Here is a 25,901-nt window from a genome sequence, read left to right on the forward strand (position 1 = left end):
GGGGCATAGCCTGACCGGAGACGCGCTATGGCGAAACGATGACGCGCAAGCCGGCAGCCGCCGTTTTCTTCAGGTATAACTCCGTCGTCCCGAGGAGCAGCAACGCATCATCGTTGAGAGCAGCTGCAGATGCACCGGGTTGCGCGATGATGACTTCAAACTCGACCGTTGCACGACGGGATTTGTCCCTGAAGTAGGCCAACTGCTTGATGTCACCTTTGAGGAAGCGCGTGTGGCCATCCTTCATCCAGAGTTCGTGGCGGCGCTTGAGATCATTGTAGAGCCGCGACATCCCGTGGTGCTTGACGGTCACGCTTTTCTGCGCCTGTCCGCAAAGCACATAAAAATTCTGGATGTCCTGTGAAATCACGCCCTTGTAGGCGTTTTTGCAATGAATAAGGCAGAGGCGGATGGTCTTCTCGTCAACCTCTTTCAGGCCGACGAGGTCGGCTGCTTCACCCGAACCGTCGTCGTTGAAGACGAGGTCAAAATCGGCCTTGAGGCGTTGGAATGCGTAGTGCTGGATGGTGTTGGCGTCGCGGGACTTGCCCATGGACTCCCGGTTCAGCGGGATATTCTTCCAGGGCCAGGTTTCGAGCCGCGCAGCCAGGAAACGGCCTGCGTTCAGGCTAGTCGGGATGTGATAGCAATTGTAGGAGTAGGTCCCGTCAGCGTACCTCACGACAAATGGATCGACCGCGAGATGCTCGTCGAGCGGCACGACTTCCTTATTTTTCTTTTTGAAGCCGACATCTGGCCCCGAGACCTTCGTATGGCGGTAGCCGGCCGGAAAGCTGCTCGAAATGCTCAATCGGTAGGTCGCGCTCAACGTCTCTGACGAGAGCCGGATATCGATCGACCCATCCTGCTGGACCGCGGCAACCTCCAGATCGACCAGGTACAAGGGGATGCTCGTTGTGCCGAGAAACACGAACTGATCCGAAAAGGCATTCTGGGCGTGCTCTCCCCACTCGATTGCGATCGGATAGGAGTTGTGCGGTGATGTCAGCCGCAAGGGCCTCAGAAAGTCTTCGGTGATGTTGGGCGCGGATGCTTTCTCTGCGGAGACTTTCAGCCAGGTCCTGCCGCACCATTCCACCCACTCGGCGAGGGTGCCGGCTCGCTGCTGCCAAACCTTGCCTTTGCGTTTGGCACCGCCCCACAGCACGCGATCGCCGTTCTCATACCCAATACAGGCGATGTTGTTCAGCTCGGACTCCGCCTTCTCGATGCTGGCCAGGCCCTCCGTGACGTTGGGTCCGAAGTAGGACGTGAAACTGATCGCGCCGACGCGCGACGACCCCAGGCTCTTGGCCAGTGGTAGCTCCACGTTGTTGAGAATCTGGAATATCGGCGTGCCGGAGAGCAGGCGGGCGTTGTCGCCGGTCACGATGGAGGCCAGCTGCTCGGTGCGCAAGGCTTCGTAGTCACTCGCGTAGATGAACAGGGCTTGGTTTGCCTGGTCCCACCACATCACCAGGAGGTAGTAGTTGGTCTCCTCAAGGGTCTGGTAATTGCCCCAGTCCACCGGCTCTTCACGGTGGACGACCGCCACCATCAGGTTTTGGGCTTCGTCCAGTGCGTACCAGCTCTCGTCCCTTGATTTCAGCACTTGCGTGTAAAGGGTCGGCGACCAGGCCAGGCAGCGTGTGCGGTAAATCTGGGTAGAGAAGCGGGGCCGCAGGTTCCAGAGCGACAGCTGATTGTGGAGGGTGCCTTTGCTTTTGAGCCCAGCCACGACATCCTGGAGCCGAATTTCCTGCTCGATCCGCTCCTCGCTGAGCCGCTTGATGATCTTGTCCCAGTCGGCTCCTTCCGCGTAAAGATCGCCCAGCTTTCTTTCGGCCTCGGGGTCGGCGATGTTGGTGACAACGGTGGCCTCACCGATCGTCCTGTCGTCGCCTTTGCGGGTGATGCGGCCAATGAACTGCAGCGTAACCGCAAGCGATTTGTGCGTATCGTGCAAGGCCGCAATCTTTAGGTTCGGAAGGTCAACGCCTTCGCCCAGCATGTCGACGCAGACGACGATCCTGGACCCGTTGACGCCCCGGTCGTAGAGCTGCGCCATCGACTTTGCGTTCCCCGTCTTGCGGCCGGGGCCCGAATAGACCAGCACAGGCTTCATTTCCGGTGCGAGCTTGCGGTAGTGCTTCCACACCTCCTCGGCGCGTTCCTTGGTCCGGGTCCGCGCCAACAGTAGGTGGTCCAGGCCCAGCTCGTTCCGGTCGCGTCTCAGGACGGCAACGGCTTCAGCGACGATCTTCTGATCGCGCGTCGACTGGTCGCCATACTCTTCGACGCTCCTAAGGTTGATGGGCCGGTAGTAGCCCGCCTCCTGCGCATCGCCGAGCTTGAAATTGAAAATGATCTTGCCGTCGACCTTCCTTTCATCGCGACGGAATGGTGTCGCGGTGAACTGGATGATCTTCTTCGCTGTGAAGCGGTCCCGCACCTCGCTCCATGTCGCCGCGGTGATGTGATGGGCTTCGTCGACGACCAGGATCGAACAGCCTTCCAGCAGCCGGCGCAGCGCGTCAGGGGCCGACGCCTTCAGGATGTCGGGCGTGGCGATGATGACGTTCGATGCATTCACAATAGCCTCGGCGTGGCCCACCGTGCTGATGCCCTTCGTAATCTTGATCACGAACGGCCGAGCAAGTTCAACGGGTACGGCGCCAGCGGTAGGTAACACGCCCAGGGTCGAGAACTTCGCGCCGATCTGGTTTCGCAGAATCGAACTTGGCACCAGGACGAGCATTTTGCGTTCGCGTCGGTACACGAGGTCGGCAAGCATGGTCTCGGTCTTGCCCGTTCCCGTGGGCAGCACAACGGTGGCGGGCTCGAACTCCCTGCCCACTGAGAAGTGCGCCGCGATGGCGTGCAGAGCGCCGATCTGTGGCAGACGCAAACCGGGATGGCCGTGGTCGAGATCCTCGACGGCGAAAATGAAGCGGTTTCGCCAGGACTCCAGCACCTTTTCGGGGCTATCGGCCCAGGCTTCCAGGGCGCCAAGCCGGTCCCATGTCAATTCGAGCGGAGTGGATGACTGCTTGTAGTCTTCGGGGTCTACAGCGGTCAGCACGGGCAGGGGAGTGGTGACACGGTGCGCCTTCGGAAAGCGCACTAGCATCTCATCGAAGGGAGCGCTCAGCTTCGTTTTGATGAGGTCGTGCCCGGAAAGCTGCGACTCGAAAAAGTCGGCCGAAACGACCGCTTCATGAAAAGCGGTCTGAGTGATGGTGTTTTTCCCGGCGCTCAGCCGACGTTCAGGCGCGGACGGCAGCCGGACAGGCCGCGTCCATTTTTTAAATAAACTCATAATATATGGTGGCAGCCCCGAGACTGCTTTCCTCAGCCATTTCCGATTCCCCGGCGCTAGAATACACCGGAAAGGGAGTGCGGGGGAACGAGCATCCTCAGGCTGTGGAAAGTGCGCGACCGCAGTCTAGGCATAGCCTGAAAATAATCAATTTGATCATCTGGTTACGTGGAGTGTCGGCCAGCTGTCGGCATTCTGTCGTGTTCGTCGTCGCCGCGCGCTTATGTTGTCCACACAGGAGGATGACCGAACCGGCGACGCCGAGCGGGCGGCGGTTCGCGAAGTTTATCTGGGAAACGCCGGCGATCTGCGGATGAGATGTGATACTGACCCATGCCATTCGGTTTACAAAGCAGATTGACCGTGCTTGGTCGGCGGCGACGAACTCGACGAAATTGTCACCCAGCATTTTGCCCAATTCGTCAATCCCAACCAACGCAGTAATCGAGCGTCCGTCAGCGGAGTCGATGAGCACGTCCGATGCTGTCTCCGGCGAAACCGGATCAGGGATTGCCGCGCAGACGGCGTTGGTGTTGAGGGGGGATCGTTCCGAATGGTTCCCCTATGGGGATACGGATCGTGGCCATGGAGTCCTCCTTAGCAAGGTGCGTTGCTTTCGCCCGATTTTGCTCAGTGAAGCTGCGCGACGTCGACCGATGGGAGTGGAGAAGTCCTAGTCTCGGTTGTTAATCAGCAAGACCGGTACTGCCAAGCATTTTGTCGCAATTGAAAATCTGAAAGTGTTTTCGAAATTTAGCTACGGAAGCCTATTCCAGTAACAATTGCAATACAACTACATTACACGCAGTACTTAAGCCCCGTATTTGTACGGTGTACTCCAGATCTTTCGGCGCGGATTAAAGCGTACCCTTCTCTCGTGATCGTTTCGAAGCATCAAAATCGCGACGATAGACCTTGTTCTCGTAAATGATGCGCCAACCAGCCGTGGAGCTATCAGTCGCGGTAATTCCCAACTGGATAGCGAGGTTGGAAGTGTCAAAGTTCGTAAACCACTTTGATTGACCACCGCGTATACCTGCCACAAAGTACCCCGATTGTGCATAGATCGAGTCGCCAAGCTTGTGAACTTGACTTGGCTTTCCATACTTTTCTGACAGTAGGCTTGCTAGCTCGCCGTAACGTGTAAGAACGGCGGTGCCTGCGGGATCGTCGGAAAATGGTCGGCTGGTTATTAAGACGCGCCAAAGCTTGTCGTTGAAACCAAATGACAGCAAGGCAGCACTTTGGTCGGCTAATGCCTTCTCCATTTTTGTCGCGATGTAACTCTTGCCGAAATCTAGGCCCTCGAATTCGGTAAGTTCAATTCCTTTTGCACGCACCTCCGAAATTGAACTTCCCCAACTAAGGCCAATTGGCGCCTCAGTCGTTGGCGCTTGAGCAAACGCGGAAGAGTTAGGTAACCAAATCACAATGCAGGCAAACAAGAATGATCTGTTCAGAGTCATAACGCTTCGCGATCCTTGACGATCTTTCCCGGTGGCTGTGTCGGTGGTTTCACGTTGTCCGAAACATTCGGAAGTGCGATAGGAATCCCATGCTTTGCAGAGTAGAATTTTAGCCGAAGTTGTGACACGCTCATTTCGTCCGTTTCGGCCTTCATAAGAGCCACGGCCTGAAGAAGCCCGCCTGAATACCTTGCCGCTTCTTGCTTTGACGCATTAGCTTTCCGTTCTGCCTGTGAAAGGTCATCAATAATCAATTTTAGTTCTTGGTCCGAAGCTTCGTGGACTGGTCGACTATCCAACCGATAGTTCAAAGATACTCGTCGAATAAAGGCCGTGCGCTTCTGATCAAGCATTGCTAGCGTGTTTTTTGTGATCGCCAGTCGAACTTCGATCAATGACTTGAGTAGTCCCGATTCATACTTCGCGCTTTCCGCTTGGATGGCTGAAATCTCTGCGGAAAGAGCAGCCCTGTCCCGATCTAGCTCCAGCGTTGAAACCTGCGGGTCCTGAAGAATGACTGCGAGCGCGCCACCTAAAATAGCGATCACGACAACTGAAATTGCTAGCAGAAATTTCTGCATTCCTCTGCCTCCCCCAAGGTGATAATTTCTCAACTTAGGGCAGTGCACAAGAAAAAAACAACGAAGTGAGGTGCCAAGCGTTATTTGACCTTTGGAGTCGACCGCCCGGTCATCTGCGCGGCGCTGCTAGCGCTAGTGGGTCCGCACCCAGCAGGAACGTAGGATTGATTGTTTCATTGGTTGAAGAGAGAGCGAAGCGGGGGAAGACGTCGTAGTCCACTAAAATCATTGGTGGGCCCGGAGGACTCGAATCGGCAACCAGTCCGATGGACTGGACTGACCCACACTTCCTTACGTCGAATGCATGGATGGAGGCGGTTCAGGGGCTCGTTGTCCGAAATCTCGGCATTCACTCATACTGTTCAATTCGCATTGCATTCAACTTGTACGCAGCAGCGAAGGATCGAGCGCAGGGAGTCTTACTGGGTCGAACGGCGCCAGGTTGACGCTTCGTGCTGCGCCGTCAGCGATCAATTCGGCAATGGCTTCGCCAGTCGCTGGTGAGTTGAGTATACCCCAGACATTGTGTCCGGTCGCGACATAGAGTCCCTCGCTGCGTGGGACTTTGCCTATCAACGGCAAGCCGTCATGTGTGACCGGTCGGAAACAGGCTTGCCGCGCGAGGATCCTTTCTGGGCGGAAGACTGGCGACAATCGTTCGGCAATGGCCTGCAGGCGACCGATGGCCTCTGAATCCGGCTTTACCGCGGTGGGGTCGATCGGCAGCGGGACCACGTCGGATAGAGCCGTAATATGGGTGCTGCCGTCTGCGCGCGGAAACACCTCAACGCTTAGCATGTCTCCGGTCTCATCGTGATAGTCTAGAAATAGTGCGTGTGGGGGAACGTCTGCGCCGGTGTCGTAGACAAGACTCGGACTACGCTGCCCGAAAACGGCCGGCAAGCTCATCCATTCGGCCGCCAGCAATGACCACGGTCCCATGGCAACAACGACGGCGTCTGCCTCGATGATGTCGCCGTCAACTTCAACGCCCCGCACAGTTGTGGCGTGGGTATGCCTCACCACGCCAGTAACGCGCCCGCGGCGCAGTTCGGCGCCGCGCGCTTGGGCGGCGCGCATCATAGCGGAGGTGAACATGCGGGGGTGAACGATTGCCGTCGTCTCAGTGGTGCTTAACCGCGACGAAATGACAACGCCGTCGGAGAGCCAGTCGAGTTCCGAAGGTTTCTGGCGGCGCGGGTCGCGTTCGGAGGCGACGAAGCCGCTGTAAGCGGTCATGGGACGATAGCCCCAATCGTCGGCGATCTCCTGCGGCAAAGCGGCGTGCAGCTGGAAACTGCGTCGGGCCAGTGCGTCAAGCGGCGTGTCGGCACACCAGTCGAGTGCCAGGAATCCGCCGGCCTTTCCAGATGCTGCGGCGGCAACCTCAGTGCTCTCAACCACGATCACCTGGGCGCCGCGTCGGCTGAGGAAGTAGGCCGTGCAGGCGCCCACTACGCCGCCGCCGCAAATCACAACGCGCATGGTCTCTCCGCTTGCAAGCTATCAAAACGCCGAGGAGGTCCGGGATGCTAACGCGTCGGCTGTCCCTTTGTCTCCTTGAGCTTGTCGACGGACCTTAGATACAGAAGTGTCCGCCAGCGGAACGACCATGCTTGCGCGCGTGGGCACTGATCAAGGGCTGACGCACCCGGCGCCTCTGGCGTGCGGTTCCAACGGTTTGGAACCAAGAGTCAACGAAAGGAGAGGTTATGTCTGAGACCAATCACGCCGGTTGGCCGATGCCCCTCGCGTAGACTGGCTGGATGCTTATCGCGTTGCCCTATTCCGGTTTAAATTCCGAAATCCAGTTGCGGCAACGTATCGTTCTCGCCTTGCAGGGAAGACAGCGACACTCCCAGGAGGCGCACCGCTTTTTGAAGGGGCATGGCGTCTTCCAGCAGACCGATCGCCAGACGTGCGAGTTCGTCGCGGTTCGCGACAACCGCGGACACGGATCGGCTGCGCGTGATGATCTCGAAATCGGCGAACTTCACCTTAAGTGTCACTGTTCGCCCTCGGGTGCCCACCGACTCGCAATGTCGCCAGACTTTGTCGATCAACGGCTGGAGCTCGGCAAGCATTGCGTCGAATTCCGTGAGATCGGTGAAGAACGTGTTCTCGGCGCCGATCGATTTGCGGATGCGATTGGTGCGTACAGGGCGTTCGTCGATGCCGCGTGAAATCCAGTAGTAGTAGGTGCCGGATTTACCGAAGTTCTCCTGCAAAAAGGCGAGGGACTGGTTGCGAATGTCGAGGCCGGTCCAAATCCCGAAAGCGTTGAATTTGGCGGCGGTTGCCGGTCCGATACCGTGAAACTTCCCGACCGGCAGCTCCTCGACGAAGGCCGGTCCCATCTTCGGCGAGATGACATACTGCCCGTTGGGTTTGCGATGATCGGAGGCGAGCTTCGCCAGGAACTTGTTGTAGGAGATGCCCGCCGACGCGTTCAGGCCGGTCTCAGCCTTGATCTTCTCTCGGATCCGCAGCGCGACGTCTCTTGCCAGCAGGATGCCTTGCAGGTTTTCGGTGACGTCGAGGTAGGCCTCGTCGAGCGAAAGTGGCTCGATAATCGACGTGTGCTCGGCGAAGATCTCGCGAATCTGTCGGCTGACCGCCTTGTAAACTTCGAAGCGTGGCTTGACGAAGATCAGGTCAGGACACTGCCGTTTCGCAGTGACCGACGGCATCGCCGAGCGGACGCCGAAATGGCGGGCTTCGTAACTCGCGGCGGCTACGACGCCGCGTTCGGCCGAACCGCCCACTGCCACCGGCTTGCCGCGCAGGTCCGGATTATCGCGCTGTTCGACCGACGCGTAGAAGGCATCCATATCGATATGGATGATCTTGCGGTGAGGCGCTGTCGAAACGCTGATTTCCGGATCGGGCGGGACCATGGGCAGATTGTACAGGGCGCCGCAAGCCAAGTCGCGGCCAAGTCAGCCTCAATCCGCCGAGGGGCATTCAGGGCAGGTGTCGCCGATCGACTCCAGCACCTCGGCGATCGCGACGGCAGCCACTTGCGGCGAAACGCCGGCCGGCGGATCCGCCCGAGCGATCTGGAATGCGCGGTCGCGGGCATGCGGATCGGCGCGGTCCTGCATCCACCCATGCTCCTCGCATTCGCTGATAGCGCCGGCCTCGCTGAGCACCGAAATCGCCCAGCCGCGTAGCGTCCGGATCGCAGGTCGCCTCTCCTTCGTCATCAGCATTCGAAATCGCTCCTACCGGGCGAATCATCACGCCTCGCCGTCCGTTCCGGGCTGCTAACACAGGTCAGGGATTCCGAATTGCATGGCCTATGGCTTTTCCACGTGTTCCGTCCGCCTGTGCAGAATGTCAGGCGGCCAGCGCGGGATCTTCCTTTTCGCCGGTCGCAACGATCTTTAGCGCTCCATCCGGCAACGGCCTTTGGAGCGCCTTGGCCTCATCCCAGGGGGCGCGCAGCCAGACATCGTACTCTTCGGTTGTCGTCAGGATCACCGGCATCGCCTTCGGGTGGACGCGTGCCACCTCGGCATTCGGCTTGCAGGTCAGGAAGGCATAGACATCGATCGTGACCTCTCCTTCCTTGGCCTTCCTGACGCTGGTCCAGTTCGTCCAGAGACCGGCGAACGCCAACAGTGGGCGGCTTTCGTCCGGAGCGAACCATACCGGCACCTTCTTGCCTTCGATCGTGTCGTACTCGCTGAACGACGTGAAGGGGACGAGGCAACGGTGCTCGGTCCCGAGCCACCGCTTCCAATGCGCGCTGCCCACGTTTCGGATGTTAGTGGTGCCACTGTCCGGCTCCATCCGAAGCAATTCCTTGAAATCGACCGGCTTACCCTTGGCCTCGAGCCTCTCGGCTCGTTTCTTGGTAGCGTCCAGGAGGGCCTGCTGGGAGGACGGCATGCCCCATCGAGCCATGACGATCTCACGACCGTCAGACGCGTTGCGAACTATCGGCGCTGGGTAATCCGGAAAGATGCCAGGCATCGAAGGCAGGTTGCCGACGCGGCTGTTGAGTGCGCTAAACAGGCGACGGATCGCGTCAACGTTTTTGGTCATCGAATAGAGATTGCACACGGTCAGTCCTCCGGTGGCACGATGCGCGGCCGCTGAGTTAGTTGCAGCAGCGTCGCCGGGGGGCGCCGGCCCGCTTTGGCGCATTTCTGACAGCGCAGCCTGCTGGCGAGATCATGAACGAAGGTTGTCGGTGGATGGAGCAGGGCAGCGAGATCGACCTGGCTCGGCGCCTTGCAGCGCGAGCACTCGATCTGAAGCAAAGGATAGCCGCCGTTTATCGCCTGGTCGACGGTCGGTGAGGGATCGACCGGTTCTCCGTCGGCCCACATTCGCTCGTTCCAGCTTTCAGCCAGGAGCCGATCGGCCTGGCGGATCAGTGCGTCTCCCTTGGCGCGCAGCTCGTCCGACTGCGTGGCCAAAATGCCCGTCATCGCCCGCGCTTTGCCGAGCTCCTTCTTCAAGGCCTTGCGGTCTCCGCCGGACAAAGGCGTCGGGTGATGCTTGGGGGTCATCCGGAACGAAGCCGGGCCATGATCAGATGGGCTCGAAGGCCGGCCAGCAGCCGTCTTCCTCATGGCGGCCAGTCCGGTTCTGACAGGTGTTGTCTAGCAGTCGTTGCCCGACCTCCCTCCTGCTGGCTTGCTGCCCATACAGGCGGATGGCATCGGCCTTCTGGATTTCGAGAATGCGCTCGCACCTGCGACAGGACACCCGCAGGACATGCTGCGGGATTTCGGAGAGGCGCTGCCCAGCGCTCGGTTGTCCCAAAGGTCTGTTGCCGACATAGGCATCATTCAGCACGGCCTGCCAATATTCGTCGGGCATCTCGTCTTGGGGGCCAAGAGGGCGCGCCCCTATGGCTTTACCTCCAAGCGAAGCGGCCAGCTTTTCCATTTGTTTCGGGGTAGGCATCCGCCAACCCGCCGGTCGATCGTTCATGGCACAATTAGAACATATCAAGAACAAATGTCGAGTCCGACCAACGGCGGATGGGAATGATTTTTCTGGTTGCGACGGGGCGGATCCAAATTGAGAGGCGCAAAACTGGAAAGGAGTGTCGGAACCAGCCCCTTTCCTTCGTCTTGAATCCGAGCTGCCCCGAAAACGGAGTACTGCGTACATGGCCCCCCGCGCCAACTGGAAAGGCTTTCTGCGTCTGTCCCTGGTCACTTGCCCGGTCGCGCTGTATCCGGCCACCTCCGAGTCCGAGAAAATCTCGTTCAACCAACTCAATCGGCAGACCGGTCACCGCATCAAATACCTCAAGGTCGACGCGGATACCGGGGAGGAGGTCGCCAACGAGGACATCGTCAAGGGCTATCAGCTTGAGAAGGACCAATTCATCGAGGTGACGAAGGAAGAGCTCGAAGAGCTCGCGCTGGAGTCCACACGTACCATTGAGATCGACGAGTTCGTCGAGAAGTCCGAGATCGATCCACGTTACTCGATCCGTCCCTACTATCTGCGTCCGGACGGCAAGGTGGGCCACGATGCCTTCGCGGTCATCCGCGAGACCATCCGCGAGATGAACAAGGTCGCGATCGGCCGTGTGGTGTTGACCAATCGCGAGCACATCGTCGCGCTTGAGCCGCTGGACAAAGGGTTGGTCGGGACGCTCCTGCGGTATCCCTACGAAGTTCGTTCCGAACAGGAGTATTTCGACGATATCCAGGACGTTAAGATCACGAAGGACATGCTGGATCTCGCCAGGCATATCGTGAACCAGAAGTCTGGACGCTTCGAGCCGGAGAAATTTGAGGATCAGTACGAAACCGCGCTGATCGATCTCATCAACCAGAAGCGTGCCGGCAAGCCGATCACGCCAAAGGAGCGACCGCGTGGCGAGAACGTGGTCGATCTGATGGAGGCGTTGCGACGAAGCGTCGGCGGGGCTGCGGCCGAAACAAAGGCCACGAAGAAGCCGGTGAAAAAGCCGCGAAAGGCGGCAGCCGGACAAAAGGAAATGTTGATGCCGATCGCCGGCAAAAAGCCGAAGGAGACGGCGGCGAAGAAACCGGCAGCCAGGCCGCAGCGCAAGTCCGCCTGATTGTGATACCGCATGATCGGCAAAAACCACGCGTGAGCGTTCTCGGCTACCAATGCCGGTAAGAGGGGGAAGCCGGCCTACGATGTTCGCGCTTACATTCCTGGGGACATCGGCAAGTGTTCCGTCGGCTGAGCGGAATCATCCTGGACTCCTCGTCGAGGCCGGAAGTCACCGCATTCTGGTGGATTGCGGAGAGGGGACGCAGCGCCAGCTGCTGCGCAGCGGCGCGGGCTTTCGAAGGCTCGATCGGCTCTTGTTGACCCACGGCCATTTCGACCACGTGCTTGGCATTCCTGGTCTCTTTTCGACCCTGCGGCTGCGACAGAGCGCTGAGGTCATGACGATACACGCAAGCCCCGCCACGCTCGAAGTCGTCGTCGGGATGCTCGCCGGGCTCTGGGGCGAGGGAAGGGCACCCATTCCACTCGAACTCGTTCCGCTGACGCCAGGTCAGGTCATTGACGGAGGCAAGTTCATAATTGCCTGCTTCCCGGTTCGCCACCGCGATACCGACAGCTTCGGCTTCTCGTTTGAAAGTCGGGCTCGCCGTCACCTTTTGCCGGACCGCCTCGCCGCCCTCGGTGTGCCGGATGGTCCCTTGCGCAAGGAGCTGGCGGAAGGAAGACCGGCAACACTTGCGGACGGTAGGACAATTGATCCCGAAGGCGTCCTCGGTCCGCCAGAGCGGCGCAGGAAGCTCGTCATCGTGGGCGATGCCGAAACCACTGAGGGATTGGCCGAGCTGGTTCGCGGCGCGGACGTGCTCGTCATCGAGGCCACGTTTCTGGACCGCGACGCCGCGATTGCGCGCGACTACGGACATCTCACCGCAGGTGAAGCGGCCGCACTTGCGGCCATGTGCGACGTGAAGCAGCTCGTCCTGACTCACATTTCCGGACGCTATACCGATGAGGACCTATTGGCGGAGGCGAAGAAGGCGTTTCCAAATAGCCGGATTGCCATGGATTTCGATCATATCGTGATCTAGCCGGCCGCTGCGGAGTGCATGCATGGCGAAGAAGCTGAAGACCTACGAGACATCATTAGGCTTTTTCGACCTGGCGATAGCGGCGCCTTCGATGAAGGCGGCTTTGGAAGCCTGGGGCGCGGACAGCAATCTTTTTCACCAAGGCATGGCGAAGCAAAGCGAGGATCCCGACGTTATCGCAGCGACGATGGCGGCGCCGGGCGTCGTCCTGAAACGCTCCGTCGGTTCCAGCGGGCCCTTCAAGGAGCACGCCGAACTGCCTACCGATCTCGCCGGCGACCACGGCTCGAGGACGTCAGGCCGCAAATCGCATGGCCGCAGGGCACAGAAGCCCCCGAGGCGAGGCAACGACCCGGCGGCCGAACGGAAGGCCGCGCTCGATTTCGAGAAGGAGCACAATCGCCACGAGCGCGAACGCGCGAAGGAAGAAGCCACCCGGGAGAAGGAGCGCGAGCGACGGCAGCACGCCATCGACAAGGCACGAGGCGTCTTGGACGCAGCCCGCCGGAAGCATGAAGAGAAAGCAGCAAGCATTCGAGCCGAACTAGAGGCTCTCGAGGACAAATCGCAGGCCGAAGAGGCGCGTTGGAGAAGGAGAGGACGCGACTGGAAGATGCGTTGCGACGGGCGCGAGGTTAAGCAGCCACTACCTGGAAGCAACCGGTGAGTGGATAACCATGACACCGCGGTCACTTGCTCGATACGATTGATACTCTGGTGAAGCACGAGGAGCGCAGCAGCCTGTTGCTCTCCAACAGCGATTTGCGCATCCAGCGCCTTCGGGCGGAGCAAAGCTGTCCCTGGCCCTAGAGGAACCGGTCGTTCCTCATTGCGTTTTCCGCCCGGAGCGTTGATCCATGGTCAATGCGCTCGTCATTCGCCGCAATACCCAACTGGCAAAAGCCCAGAAGGCGCTTCGCGCGGCGCAATATGTTCGAATGTCCACCGATCTTCAGCGCTATTCGACCCAGAACCAGGCGGCCGCCATCGCGGCATACGCGCAGCAACGGAACCTTACTATCGTTCGGACTTATGTCGATGAAGGGCGCAGCGGAGTGAGGATCAACCGGCGGCCGGCCCTCGCCGAACTCATCAAGGATGTTCAATCAGGAAACACTGACTTTGAGCACGTTCTTGTTTACGACGTCAGCCGATGGGGACGCTTCCAGGATGTCGATGAAAGCGCGCATTATGAGTTTGTCTGCAAGCAAAGCGGCGTCAAGGTCGCCTATTGCGCTGAACAATTCGAAAACGACGGAAGTCTTCTGTCGAGTATCATCAAGAACATCAAGCGCGTCATGGCCGCGGAGTTCAGTCGAGAGCTTGGCGTCAAGGTGCACGCCGGCCACTGCCGGATCGCGAGCCTTGGCTATCGCGTTGGTGGCTCGCTCACGTTCGGGCTCGGCAGGGAGATGGTCGATGAGGGGCAACGCTCGAAGGGCCGGTTAGTGAAGGGTGAGTACAAAGCGCTGAAAACGGACCGTGTGCGGCTTCGGCTGGGGTCTGACGAGGAGATGGCCGTCGTCAGATGGATATTCCAGCAGTTCGTCATGGAGCGAAAGACCGACGTTGAAATCGCACGGCAGCTCAATAGAACGAATATCCCCAATCACCATGGGCGTCCTTGGTCCTACCTCATGGTCCACTACATTCTCAAGAACGAGAACTATATCGGAAACCTCGTCTACAACCGCACGTCCCGGCGCCTTGGACAGAAGCAGGTCAACAACCCTGATCACCTGTGGATTCGGACCTCATCGGTGGTCGCCCCAGTGGTTGATCAAGACCTCTTCGCGCGCGCCCAAAAAATCATGGCCGAGCGGTATATCTCAATCCCGGAAGACCAGATGCTGCGCAGGCTCCGTCTCACGCTCGGTCGCAAAGGAAAGCTTAGCTCCAGCATCATCAAAAACACGCCGGGACTTCCCTCTCCCGCATGTTACGTCAAGCATTTCGGCTCGATAAGAAACGCCTACAAGCTCATCGGCTATGAAGGTTCGCGCGACTGCAGATGGTTCGACGTGCGAGATCACTGGACCGAGGTTCTGTCAAAGCTCGCGGCAAAGGTTGCGGAGGCGTTAAGGACCGATCTCGGGATTCGCTTGAATCCAACTGGCGATGGTACGGGGCTGGCACGGAACGGAAGCAGAAAGATCATCTCGTTTCAGGTGGTCCGGAAAATGGCGAAGAGAACTCCAAACCACGTTGCACTATGGAGAGCCCACCTGAGGAAGAAGCGATCCGAGCTGTGCGTTTACTTGCGACTGAACGACACCAACGAGGTGGTTCAAGACTATGTATTGTTGGCGTCAGCAGACACTACGACCCCTTACCTGACGCTGTCAGATGGCCTTTTAGCTCGCCACCAGGCCGTTTGCGTCGACACCGTTCGCGAACTTATTCGGGACATCAAAGCGAGATTTATATCGGCCAGCCGTGTCTCGCCAACCAGGCCAAGACGAACGAACAAGCGAAAGAAACCAAGCCGGCCCAAAACCAGGAACGTTCGCGCGCGGCACTAATGGAACGCAGATAGAGAATTGCGCCCAATACCTTGCCGTAGTGTCTCCTGAAATCGCCATTGAGCTTCGAAATCTGGACGAGCTCGGAACACTGGTCCGACATTACATTCTCCCTGGAAACATCCCAGGTGCCCCATAAAACCTGATTTGCCTGACCAGTCAATTGAAATTTCGGATTTTCCGAAGTGACGCGCAGCCGTTCAGTTTCGATACTGACGGCCTCGAACACCCTGGCGCAAGCGGCCCGAGAATCTGCTATCGGTAAGGCCGCTCGGGAACAGGCCGAAATCCAGTCCATGCGATTTGCGATAGCCCACCGGCACCCAACGTCATGATCAAGCGCCGAACATTGGTATTGATGCTACTTCTGCTGTCAGGCATCGCGCGGGCCGATGATATGGCTGGTCAAGCGAGCGTCATTGATGGCGACACATTGGAGATTCATGGAACCCGCATTCGGCTGTGGGGGGTCGATGCGCCGGAGAGCAGCCAGCTATGCCGCGGCGAGGACAGTTCGCAATATCGTTGTGGCGCGAAGACAGCAACCGAACTTGACGCATTCATTGCCCGGCGTCCGGTTAACTGCTCGCACGTCAACCTTGACCCATATGGCCGGGTGGTTGCGACCTGTTCGGTCGGCGGCACCGATCTCGGCGAATGGCTTGTGCGCAAGGGCTTGGCACTGGATTGGCCCCAATACTCGAAACGCCAATATGATGGCGCTCAGCGCGCCGCCGAGCACGCCGGCCGCGGACTCTGGAAAGGCAGCTACGTTGAGCCGTGGCTCTATCGTGCCTGCATCCGCGCAAACGGAAAGCCCTCCGACTGTTCGGACGACGCGAATGCCCATCCTTGATGAACTTCAATGCGAGGCGTCAATCCACAGCGAACGATAGTCTATCCCCACAGTCGCGCAGGAGGCTCTGGCGTGGTTTGGGCGACTCACGCTAACCCATCAATCCGAACCGCCTAACTGGACAAAAGGAAGAAAATGGTTGCAGCTACCCGCGAATTGCCGGCCTCTGGTTACGCGCTTGAAGTGGACGGCCGACTCAAAGCCGAATTTGCAACCAGAGAGGGCGCAAGGGCAGGTGGAGAAGAGCTGAAGAAGCGTTTTCCCATGCTTCAGATCAGGATCTATGACGCGCGGGCGAGGGCGCGCGAGGAAATTTAGATCTTCTGACTCAAGTCTAAGCGGATTCTCAGCTTGTGCGCATGCGGCGTCCGCCGCACCGGGCTCGCGTGAACCGAGCCGCTGACGCGTCTCGGCCCGTCCGGCTTTGATCCCTTGCGCGGGTACCGTGTCGCTCGCCGGAGGCACTCGCGTTAGGGGCCGCCGGCGTTGCATGCCGGCGCCGCTATCACTGCCCCGAACGCGGGTGCCTTGTTAACCGGTCTCGCGACTGCAGTCGCCTCGGTGCCCGCGGGCATTTCATGCCCGCGTCGCTATCACTGCCCCTTCGTCGGCTGCCTTCTCTCTTGCCTCCGCTGCGCTTCGGCGTCGAAGGGACGGCGCTGACCAGTCGTATGGCAACTCCGCGTGCCAACGGTGTGCTCCGTCTTCGGTTCGAGGGTGGCGTGGCTGCCAAGCGAATCCTATCAGGATCGTCGTGGGACATCGGCCCGCCTTGGCGTATTTGCGGCAGCGCAGCCGGCTGGCGAGATGGTGCACGAAGGTGGTTGGCGGAGGCTTCATCGCCGCGAGGTTGACATCGCTCGGCGTTTGCACCGCGCGCCTGATCTCCAGCCAGGGTGGCCGCCATTTACGGCGAATGCGCAGTCCGTTTGCCCGTCACCGTCGTGGAGAGTGAGAGTGCGGGCCGGGTTCGACGCGACGGGTTGAAGATCGGAGGAGAGGCCTCCGGCGCCCGTCGCGGAGAACCGCGATGTCTGGACATACCGCCCGAGTTCGTGCCGGCAACGACCGAACGAGCCTTTACACCGAAATCACCGACAAGATCATAGCAGAGCTGGAGGTCGGCCGTATTCCGTGGGTTCAGCCCTGGGGGACGGCGGCGATCAAGGCGCCGCTCGCGATGCCGCGTAACGCGTCGACGCAGCGCGGATATTCCGGGATTAACGTGCTGATCCTGTGGGGTGCCGTTATCGAGCACGGCTTTTCCGGCCAGAGCTGGCTTACCTTCCGCCAGGCACTCGGGCTCGGCGGCCACGTCAGAAAGGGCGAGCGGGGAACGACCGTCGTCTATGCCGATCGCTTCACACCAGACGACGAACGTCGGCGCGCCGCGGAGGCAGGAGAGGAGCCGGGTGCCATCCCGTTTCTCAAGCGCTTTACCGTCTTCAACACGGATCAATGCGATGGCTTGCCCGACGATGTCGCGGCTTTGGTGGTGCCGCCGCCACCAGGCCAGATTGAACCGCGAGCCGAGGCGTTGATCGCGGCGACCGGCGCGGATTTCCGCATCGGCGGTGCGCACGCCTACTACAATATGGCGCGCGATTTCGTACAGGTGCCGCCGCCGGCTGCCTATTTCGAGCCGATCAACTGGCACCGAACCGCCTTCCATGAGCTCGGTCATTGGACCGGCCAGGCATCCCGCCTCAACCGCGACCACTCCGGTTCATTCGGCTCAAAATCATACGCGCGCGAAGAACTGGTCGCCGAAATGGCAGGTGCCTTCGTTTGTGCCTCGCTCGGTATCGTGCCGACCGTGCGCCACGCTGACTACATCGGTTCCTGGCTGGAGGTGCTGCGCGAGGATAATCGCGCCGTCGTCCGTGCGGCGAGTGCGGCATCTAAGGCAGCCGATTTCCTGCTCGGCTTTCTGCCGCCTGCGATCCACTCCGTCTTTGGGAGCAGCGAGGAAGCTGCATGACGGATCCGCGCGCCGTGCCCGTCTAAGTCCTCAGTTGGTGCTGCGCGTCAGAGAGTGAGAGGCGCGCAGCCTGTCTGTGACGGGTAGGAGGTCGGGAGAGAGTCTTTCGGCCGCCCGTCCTGGAGAATCCGACATGGCAAGCGTTCAGAAAATCAAACTCAGTCCCTCCCGCGATATTCCCTTCAACAAACTGGTGCTCAGCCAGTCCAACGTCCGCCGCGTGAAAGCCGGTGTCTCGATCGAGCAATTGGCAGAAAGCATCGCTCAGCGCACGCTGCTACAAAGCCTGAGCGTTCGTGCCGTAGTCGATGCCGACGGCCAGGAGACCGGTATGTTCGAGGTGCCCGCCGGCGGACGCCGCTACCGCGCGCTCGAATTGCTGGTCAAGCAGAAGCGTATGGCAAAGACGCAACCTGTCCCCTGCGTTATCAGGGATAGTGGCCTCGCTGAGGACGATTCCCTCGCCGAGAACGACGAGCGGGTCGGACTGCATCCGCTCGATCAGTTCCGCACGTTCAAGCTGCTGCATGACGGCGGCATGAGCGAAGAGGATATCGCCGCGCGGCACTTCGTCTCGCCGGCGATCGTCAAGCAGCGACTTCGTCTGGCGTCAGTCTCGCCGAAGTTGCACGACGTCTATGCCGACGACGGTATGACACTCGAACAGTTGATGGCCTTCTCGGTCACAGCCGACCAGGCGCGCCAGGAGCAGGTCTGGGACAACGTCAACAGATCCGGCAACGACGAGCCATATCACATCCGGAGGATGCTGACGGAGGACACCGTGCGCGCTTCCGACCGTCGCGCCCAGTTCATCGGACTGGATGCCTACGAGCAGGCCGGCGGCGCCGTGATGCGGGATCTGTTCGCGCATGACGACGGCGGATGGTTGCAGGATGTGCCGCTGCTTGATCGTCTCGTCACGGAAAAGCTCAAAGTCGGGGCCGAAACGATCGCCAAGGAGGGCTGGAAATGGATCTCGGTGGCCGTAGACTTCCCCTTCGATCACACCAGGGGCCTGCGCGAAATCGAGGGCAAACCTGTCGATCCCTCCCCTCAGGAGCAGGCCACCATCGACGCCCTCAACGCCGAGCAGGCCAAGCTTGAATCCGATTACCAGGACGCCGACGAATTGCCCGACGATGTCGATCATCGCCTCGGCGAAATCGAGGCGGTACTGACCGCGTTCGAAGACCGGCCGATGCTCTACGATCCGACGGAGATCGCTCGAGCTGGTGTCTTCATCAGCATCGATTCCGAGGGACGCCTTTCCGTGGACCGTGGTTACGTCCGGGCAGAGGACGATGTGCCGGCAATTGTTCCTGATGTCGGGCAGGATGCCGATCCGTTGTCGACCGAGCAGCAGGGGGCTGGTGCTTGCGTTCAGCGCACGGTGATCGCGGTCGCCAGTGGCGCCGCTGATGCCGAAGAAGATGATGACGACGCGGCCAAGCCTCTACCGGATCGGCTGATCACAGAGCTGACGGCGCATCGTACGCTGGCGTTGCGGGACGCGCTGGCAGAAAATCCTGCGATCGCGTTCCAGGCAGTGTTGCACAACTTCGTGCTGACGGCCTTTTACCGGTTCGCTTCGTCAGGCAGTTGTCTTGAGATCGGTCTTCACACGCCGACCTTTCCCGCTCAAGCCCCTGGCTTAAGGGAAAGCGCGTCCGCGAAGGCCGTCGAGGCGCGGCATGAATCCTGGAAAGCACGCCTGCCGAAGGACGAAAAGGCTCTCTGGGGTGCACTCACTGCGCTCGATGGCGGTGCGCAGGCGTCTTTGTTCGCTCACTGTGCGTCATTTGCGGTCAACGCCCTCTTTGAGCCAGCGAACCGCTACAATCAGGGCCGCGTCTCCGCTCATGGCGTCCGCACGCGGCTCGACCAAGCCAACGTGCTGGCCCGCGCTGTCGGCCTCGACATGATCCAGGCCGGCTGGAGACCCACCATCGACAACTATCTCGGCCGCGTCACCAAACCTCGCATTCTGGAGGCGGTTCGGGAAGCAAGAGGCGAGTCGTCCTCGCAACTGATCGATCACCTGAAGAAGGCGGATATGGCCAAGGAGGCCGAGCGCCTTCTCGATGGTTCGGGCTGGTTGCCGGAGCCGCTGCGTCTCGTTGATCCCGCCGCGTCGCCAGCGGAAGAGGAGAGTGAAGCGGGCTCTCTGCCAGAATTCCTCGCCGACGACGAGGATCGGGAGAACGCCAGCGACGACGATCCGCAACAGCTCGACGCGGCTGAGTGACGTCACGGTGCGGGACGGCTCCGGCTGTCCGCGGTTTTGGGGACCGGTGCAGAGCGCCGGTCCCCTTTTTATTGGCGACGGCTGAGAGGTAGAGGCGGGCCGGGAAGGGTTTGAATCGCAGCGGTCCGAAGGAGAGCGCCGCGCGGTTCAGCCCATTTTCCGCTCTCCCGAGAAACTCTCCCATGACTGAATCTCTTGCTGGCGGCGCCGTTGCGCCGCTCTCGATCCGTGCCACCGCCGTTGTCGCATCTTCTGTCGTTAGGGCTGCGCGACAGCTTTTGACCGATCTCGAGCGCAGTCGTCGGATCGATGCCGCTGTCCTCCGCAGCGCCATGGAGGCTACCTTCGGCGCCTCCGATGCGACCGGCGCCTGGAACTGGAAGACGGCCTACGACGCCTGCGAAGCCGCCACCGTCCTGTTCCTGCGGCGGTATGGCGCCGCCATGCGCGCCAAGGCGACGTCGCCAGCCGCCATGCTGTCGATGCTGATGAGGATCGCCAGTCTCCTTCCGACTCAGACACGCCGATCCCTTGAAAGTGAATCCCTCCAGCAATTCTCGACACCGATCGGGCTGGCATTTGTCGCGAGCCGGGCGGCCGCGATCACGCCTGCAGACGTCGTTCTCGAACCTTCGGCTGGCACCGGCCTTCTCGCCATCATTGCCGAACTAGATGGCGCCTCCCTTGTCCTCAATGAGTTCGCCGAGAGCCGTGCCGGCATTCTTAGCGACCTCTTTCCCGCCGTCTCGGCGACGCAGTATGACGCCGCTCACATCAACGACCACCTCGATGCCAGCATTGTGCCGAGCGTCGTGCTGATGAACCCGCCATTCTCGGCAGCGGTTCATGTCGATCGACAGATGGCAGATGCGGCATTGCGGCACGTCGGATCCGCCCTGGCCCGCCTTCCGGAAGGCGGACGGCTGGTCACCATTACCGGCGCGAACGTCGCGCCTGACAATCCTGCGTGGACCAATTCCTTCAAGCGGCTGCAGGAACAGGGACGTGTCGTATTCTCGGCGGCAATCGACGGTGCCGTCTATGCCAAGCACGGCACCAACATCGACACCCGTCTGACCGTTATCGATCGAGTACCGGCTGACAAAATCGCGTCGTTTCCAGCATCGCCCGGCATTGCGCCCGACCTACCGACTTTGCTCGGCTGGGTTCTACAGTACGTGCCGCCACGTCGGCCAATTGCCGGCACCGTGGCTGGCGTGGTGCCGCCAATTGCCAGCCCTGCCACATCTCGAACAGTCCGTGCCTACGTCGCGCGCCGCCAGCCGGCTGCAGCGGTACCGACAATTGATGCCGTGGCGACCGAAGTCGCCTACGAGTCGGCGGATTGGACGCCCACGGATGGCACCAACATCACCGATTCGCTCTATGAAGCCTACACACTTCAGTCGATCCGCATTCCAGGCGCGCAACCGCATCCCACCAAGCTCGTGCAGTCCGCCGCGATGGCTTCTGTCGCACCGCCGAAGCCGTCCTATCGGCCGCATTTGCCGGCCAATGTCGTCGCGGATGGCATCCTCTCGGACGCCCAGATCGAAAGCGTCATCTACGCCGGCGAGGCACATTCCGCATTTCTCGCAGGCGCCTGGACGGTCGACACGACTTTTGACGTCGTGGCAGCAGCGCCTGACGACGCGGAAAATGCCGTCCGTTTTCGCCGGGGTTGGTTCCTCGGCGATGGCACTGGCGCTGGCAAGGGACGGCAGGTCGCCGGCATCCTGCTCGACAACTGGCTGAAAGGTCGCCGCCGCGCGGTCTGGATCAGCAAGTCCGACAAGCTGATCGAAGATGCACAACGCGATTGGTTTTCGCTTGGTATGGAGCGACTGCTCGTTACGCCGCTTTCACGTTTCCGGCAGGGCACGTCAATCCGGCTCGCGGAAGGCGTCCTGTTTACCACCTACGCCACGCTGCGCACCGACGAACGCGGCGAGAAGCTTTCGCGCGTGCGGCAGATCGTCGAATGGTTGGGCTCCGACCCCGGCTCGGAGGCTGGGGCAGGTTTCGACGGAGTGATTGTCTTCGACGAGAGCCACGCCATGCAGAATGCGGTTGGCGGCAAAGGCGAACGCGGTGACCTGGCGGCCTCTCAGCAGGGGCGTGCGGGCCTCAGGCTCCAGCATGCTTTGCCGAATGCCCGCGTGGTCTACGTCTCCGCAACGGGTGCCACCACGGTCCAAAATCTGGCTTACGCCCAGCGGCTGGGACTATGGGGCGGCGATGATTTTCCATTCGCGACCCGGGCCGAGTTTGTCGAGGCGATCGAGGAGGGTGGGGTTGCGGCGATGGAAGTGCTGGCGCGCGACCTCAAGGCGCTCGGTCTCTATGCCGCTCGCTCGCTGTCCTACGAGGGCGTCGAGTATGAGCTGGTCGAGCACCAGCTCGCGCCCGAGCAGGTCCGCATCTACGATGCCTATGCCGGCGCGTTTGGCATCATCCATAACAACCTCGAGGCGGCGATGCGCGCCGCCAACATCACAGGCGAGACCGGTACGCTGAATGGACAGGCAAAGTCCGCGGCCAGATCTGCCTTCGAAAGCGCCAAACAGCGCTTCTTCGGCCACCTCTTGACCTCGATGAAAACGCCATCGCTGATCCGCTCGATCGAGCGCGATCTTGACGCTGGACACGCCGCCGTCATCCAGATCGTCTCGACGGGCGAGGCTCTCATGGAGCGCCGACTCGCCGACATCCCGACCGAGGAGTGGGGAGACGTCCAGGTCGACATCACTCCTCGCGAATATGTCCTCGACTATCTCGCCCATTCCTTCCCGGTTCAGCTCTATGAACCCTTTACCGACTCGGAGGGCAACCTCTGCTCCCGGCCCGTCTACCGCGATGGCCAGCCGGTCGAAAGCCGCGAAGCCGTCGCACGCCGCGACCGCCTCATCGAGAAGCTCGCGTCATTGTCGCCGGTGCCCGGTGCGCTCGATCAGATCGTTCAGCGATTTGGAACGGACATGGTCGCCGAGGTCACTGGTCGCTCGCGCCGCGTCATCCGCAAATGTGATCGTCTGATTGTTGAAAACCGCGCGGCATCGGCAAACCTCGCCGAGACCGCGGCGTTCATGGACGACGTCAAGCGCATCCTCGTGTTCTCCGACGCGGGCGGCACGGGCAGGAGCTACCATGCCGAGCTGTCGGCACGGAATCGCCGCTTGCGGGTCCATTATCTGCTTGAGCCCGGCTGGAAGGCCGACGCCGCGATCCAGGGGCTCGGCCGCACGAACCGGACCAACCAGGTGCAGCCGCCGCTGTTTCGGCCGATCGCAACAGACGTCAAGGCAGAGAAGCGCTTCCTCTCCACGATCGCGCGCCGGCTCGACACATTGGGCGCCATCACGCGAGGTCAGCGCCAGACCGGAGGGCAGGGCTTGTTCCGGCCCGAGGACAACCTCGAAAGCCAATATGGCCGCGATGCATTGCGTCAACTTTACCTGCTGCTCGTGCGCGGCAAGGTCGAGGGCTGCTCGCTCGAGAGGTTTGAGGACGCAACCGGCTTGAAGCTCACCGATACCAACGGACTCAAGGATGAACTGCCGCCGATCACGACCTTCCTGAACAGGCTGCTCGCCCTCACCATCGACCTGCAGAATATCCTGTTCACCGTCTTCGAGCAGCTATTGTCCGCTCGCATCGAGGGCGCCGTCGCGTCAGGCACCTATGACGCCGGACTGGAAACCCTCCGCGCCGAGAGTTTTGTCGTCACCGACCGGCGGGCAATCTATGTTCATCCGGCAACCGGCGCCGAGACGCGGCTTCTCACGATTACTCAGCGCCAGCGCAATCGTCCTGTGAGCCTGGATGATGCTCTTGGTCGTCTTTCCGATCATCGGGCCGTGCTCCTGATCAATGAGCGCTCCGGGCGTGCAGCCGTGCAGGTCCCGGTCCCGAGCTTCATGCTCGACGACGGTGAGATCGAGAAGCGCGTCCGGCTGATACGACCGATGGAGCAGCACAGCGTCTCCTTGAAGATGATGGCGGAAAGCCATTGGGTTGAAGCCGACCGTGATCGTTTCACTGGGGCCTGGCTGGCCGAGCTTGCCGAGGTCCCCGAGTTCACCGAACACACGATCCACGTTGTGGCGGGATTACTGCTGCCGATCTGGAAGCGGCTGCCGAACGAGTCGACGCAGGTCTATCGGCTGCAGACCGATGCCGGCGAGCGCGTCATTGGTCGCAAGGTCTCGGCAGCCTGGGCCGCCAATGCCCTTGCCGCCGACGCGCCCAAGCTCACTACTGACGCCGCCTTTATCGCACTGATGGAAGGCCGGACGGTCATCGACCTCGCCGAAGGCCTCCAGCTCCGCCGTGTCCGAGTGATGGGCGCATACCGCATCGAACTTTCCGGATTCAACGACGCGATGCGCGACCGGCTGCGCGCTTACGGCCTGTTCGGGGAGATCATCTCCTGGAAGCTGCGCATGTTCGTGCCAACTGACGCTGATGGCATCGAAGTCTTGGCGAAGGTGCTCGACCGCTATGCAATCGAGCGCATCACCGAACGGGAGGCCGCGTGATGGCCCGGGACGCCTCCGAACTGGCACACCGCCTCGCGCGCGAGGCCGAAGCGGTGTGCCGTTATTATCTCTCCAACGGCAAGCGCCAGGGGCGGTACTGGCTGGTTGGTGATGTCCACAACACCCCGGGCCGCTCGATGTTCGTGCGGCTCCAGGACTCGCCAAAGGGACGTGCGGGCAAGTGGACCGATGCCGCGACCGGCGAGCACGGCGATCTCCTCGACATCGTCAGGGATAGCCTTGGCCTTCGTGACTTCCACGCCGTCGCCGAGGAGGCAAGACGCTTTCTCAAGCTGCCCCGCGCTGACCCGGAGCGCGTCTCAAAGCCGGCTCGCCCCGCGGCAGCGGCCGGCTCACAAGAGGCCGCAAGACGGCTGTTTGCGATCTCAGGCCCGATTGAGGGTACAGTCGTTGAGACCTATTTGCAGCGTCGCGGAATCGCCCACGTGCACCATGGTGGCAGCCTGCGCTTCCATCCGCGCTGCTACTACCGGCCTGACGAGCACCTGCCGACCGAGACCTGGCCGGCGATGATCGCTGGTGTCACGGATCTCGATGGCGGGATCACCGGCGTGCACCGCACCTGGCTCGATCCGGACGGCTTTGATCGCGTTCGGCTCGGCAAAGCCCCGATCGACACGCCGCGACGAGCCATGGGCGACCTGCTCGGTAACGCAGTTCGCTTCGGAGGAGCCGATGACGACGTGCTTGTCGCCGGCGAAGGCATTGAGACCATGCTATCGCTGCGCTGTGTTCTTCCGACCTTGCCGATGGCCGCTGCGCTTTCGGCCAATCACCTCTCGGCCATGCTTCTGTCGTCGAGCTTGCGCCGGCTCTATATCGCCTGCGACGCCGATGCTGCTGGAGATGCGGTCCGGGCAATCCTGACGCAGCGCGCAGAAGCCGCCGGTATTGAAGCGATCACGTTGTCACCCCGCCTTGGTGACTTTAACGAAGATCTGCACATCTTCGGCCTCGATGCCCTCCGCGCGGCGCTGCGGATGCAACTCCTGCCAGAGGATGTCGCCCGCTTCCTGCTCCTGTCGACCGTTGTCGCATAGGTTTGGCTTCCCTCGACGTCGACGGCTCGGTCGTCGCGGTCCCAATGCCGGAGAGCCGCGACCTCGGCCTTCTAGAGGGCGATCGGACGGCAAGCGGCCCGGGCCGGCAATGGCTGCGTCCGGCTATTTTCCGCCGGCCCTTCGGGCCTTTGCATCGCGAAGCAAAATAGCCGGCCTTCGCCATCCTCCGCTGGCGCTGCGGCCCTCCGCTCCGCTTTCGGGTTCTGGCCGTTCCGCTCGCCGCCTGAGTGATCGCCACGAAGGCCGCGATGGGCGCGGCCGATCC

General features: G+C 60.8%; 20 protein-coding genes. 10 read left to right on the top strand and 10 right to left on the bottom strand.

The window, feature by feature from the left end; all coding sequences use genetic code 11:
- Positions 1-25 precede the first annotated feature (25 nt).
- The 10 genes from LMTR13_RS12080 to LMTR13_RS12125 form a co-directional block, all read right to left on the bottom strand.
- The gene (locus LMTR13_RS12080; RefSeq protein ID WP_065728075.1) at positions 26-3,319 is read right to left on the bottom strand and encodes a DEAD/DEAH box helicase; all 3,294 of its coding nucleotides are present in this window, start codon (positions 3,317-3,319) and stop codon (positions 26-28) included.
- A 97-nt stretch (positions 3,320-3,416) separates the two neighbouring features.
- On the bottom strand, positions 3,417-3,794 hold the full coding sequence (locus LMTR13_RS12085) for a hypothetical protein (protein WP_065728076.1): 378 nt from the start codon (positions 3,792-3,794) through the stop codon (positions 3,417-3,419).
- A gap of 382 nt (positions 3,795-4,176) precedes the next feature.
- Complete coding sequence (locus LMTR13_RS12090) at positions 4,177-4,785, bottom strand: hypothetical protein (protein ID WP_156795582.1); 609 nt, start codon at positions 4,783-4,785, stop codon at positions 4,177-4,179.
- A complete protein-coding gene (locus LMTR13_RS12095; RefSeq protein WP_065728078.1) occupies positions 4,782-5,366 on the bottom strand; it encodes a hypothetical protein in 585 nt (194 codons plus the stop codon). The genes LMTR13_RS12090 and LMTR13_RS12095 overlap by 4 nt, the downstream gene beginning before the upstream one ends.
- 378 nt (positions 5,367-5,744) lie before the next feature.
- Complete coding sequence (locus LMTR13_RS12100) at positions 5,745-6,851, bottom strand: NAD(P)/FAD-dependent oxidoreductase (RefSeq protein WP_065728079.1); 1,107 nt, start codon at positions 6,849-6,851, stop codon at positions 5,745-5,747.
- A gap of 308 nt (positions 6,852-7,159) precedes the next feature.
- Complete coding sequence (gene dinB, locus LMTR13_RS12105; RefSeq protein WP_065732623.1) at positions 7,160-8,263, bottom strand: DNA polymerase IV; 1,104 nt, start codon at positions 8,261-8,263, stop codon at positions 7,160-7,162.
- A gap of 48 nt (positions 8,264-8,311) precedes the next feature.
- Complete coding sequence (locus LMTR13_RS12110; protein WP_065728080.1) at positions 8,312-8,578, bottom strand: hypothetical protein; 267 nt, start codon at positions 8,576-8,578, stop codon at positions 8,312-8,314.
- Between the two features lie 127 nt (positions 8,579-8,705).
- The gene (locus tag LMTR13_RS12115; RefSeq protein ID WP_065728081.1) at positions 8,706-9,434 is read right to left on the bottom strand and encodes an SOS response-associated peptidase; all 729 of its coding nucleotides are present in this window, start codon (positions 9,432-9,434) and stop codon (positions 8,706-8,708) included.
- A 2-nt stretch (positions 9,435-9,436) separates the two neighbouring features.
- A complete protein-coding gene (locus LMTR13_RS12120) occupies positions 9,437-9,886 on the bottom strand; it encodes a hypothetical protein (RefSeq protein WP_065728082.1) in 450 nt (149 codons plus the stop codon).
- A 22-nt stretch (positions 9,887-9,908) separates the two neighbouring features.
- Complete coding sequence (locus LMTR13_RS12125; protein WP_156795583.1) at positions 9,909-10,313, bottom strand: hypothetical protein; 405 nt, start codon at positions 10,311-10,313, stop codon at positions 9,909-9,911.
- Between the two features lie 181 nt (positions 10,314-10,494).
- Between LMTR13_RS12125 and ku the strand changes: the two genes are divergently transcribed.
- The 10 genes from ku (at position 10,495) to LMTR13_RS12175 (ending at position 25,615) form a co-directional block, all read left to right on the top strand.
- Positions 10,495-11,421, top strand: coding sequence for a non-homologous end joining protein Ku (ku, locus tag LMTR13_RS12130; RefSeq protein ID WP_065728084.1), 927 nt, complete (start codon positions 10,495-10,497; stop codon positions 11,419-11,421).
- Between the two features lie 82 nt (positions 11,422-11,503).
- Entirely contained in the window at positions 11,504-12,409 is a 906-nt protein-coding gene (locus LMTR13_RS12135; protein ID WP_065728085.1) for a ribonuclease Z, read from the top strand.
- A 22-nt stretch (positions 12,410-12,431) separates the two neighbouring features.
- The gene (locus tag LMTR13_RS12140; protein WP_335622076.1) at positions 12,432-13,076 is read left to right on the top strand and encodes a cell envelope biogenesis protein TolA; all 645 of its coding nucleotides are present in this window, start codon (positions 12,432-12,434) and stop codon (positions 13,074-13,076) included.
- A 190-nt stretch (positions 13,077-13,266) separates the two neighbouring features.
- The gene (locus tag LMTR13_RS12145) at positions 13,267-14,931 is read left to right on the top strand and encodes a recombinase family protein (protein WP_065728086.1); all 1,665 of its coding nucleotides are present in this window, start codon (positions 13,267-13,269) and stop codon (positions 14,929-14,931) included.
- Positions 14,932-15,262: 331 nt separating this feature from the next.
- Positions 15,263-15,787 (top strand): thermonuclease family protein, encoded by a 525-nt coding sequence (locus LMTR13_RS12150; protein ID WP_065728087.1) that lies wholly within the window; start codon positions 15,263-15,265, stop codon positions 15,785-15,787.
- 135 nt (positions 15,788-15,922) lie between these two features.
- On the top strand, positions 15,923-16,105 hold the full coding sequence (locus LMTR13_RS12155) for a hypothetical protein (protein ID WP_065728088.1): 183 nt from the start codon (positions 15,923-15,925) through the stop codon (positions 16,103-16,105).
- Positions 16,106-16,817: 712 nt separating this feature from the next.
- The gene (locus LMTR13_RS12160; protein ID WP_065728089.1) at positions 16,818-17,768 is read left to right on the top strand and encodes an ArdC family protein; all 951 of its coding nucleotides are present in this window, start codon (positions 16,818-16,820) and stop codon (positions 17,766-17,768) included.
- Positions 17,769-17,901: 133 nt separating this feature from the next.
- Positions 17,902-20,016, top strand: a complete 2,115-nt coding sequence (locus LMTR13_RS12165) for a ParB/RepB/Spo0J family partition protein (RefSeq protein WP_065728090.1) — start codon at positions 17,902-17,904, stop codon at positions 20,014-20,016.
- Positions 20,017-20,198: 182 nt separating this feature from the next.
- Entirely contained in the window at positions 20,199-24,554 is a 4,356-nt protein-coding gene (locus tag LMTR13_RS12170; protein WP_065728091.1) for a strawberry notch-like NTP hydrolase domain-containing protein, read from the top strand.
- On the top strand, positions 24,554-25,615 hold the full coding sequence (locus LMTR13_RS12175; RefSeq protein ID WP_065728092.1) for a DUF7146 domain-containing protein: 1,062 nt from the start codon (positions 24,554-24,556) through the stop codon (positions 25,613-25,615). Before LMTR13_RS12170 ends, LMTR13_RS12175 begins: the two co-directional genes overlap by 1 nt.
- Positions 25,616-25,901 lie beyond the last annotated feature (286 nt).

The organism is Bradyrhizobium icense (assembly GCF_001693385.1).
GTDB lineage: Bacteria > Pseudomonadota > Alphaproteobacteria > Rhizobiales > Xanthobacteraceae > Bradyrhizobium > Bradyrhizobium icense.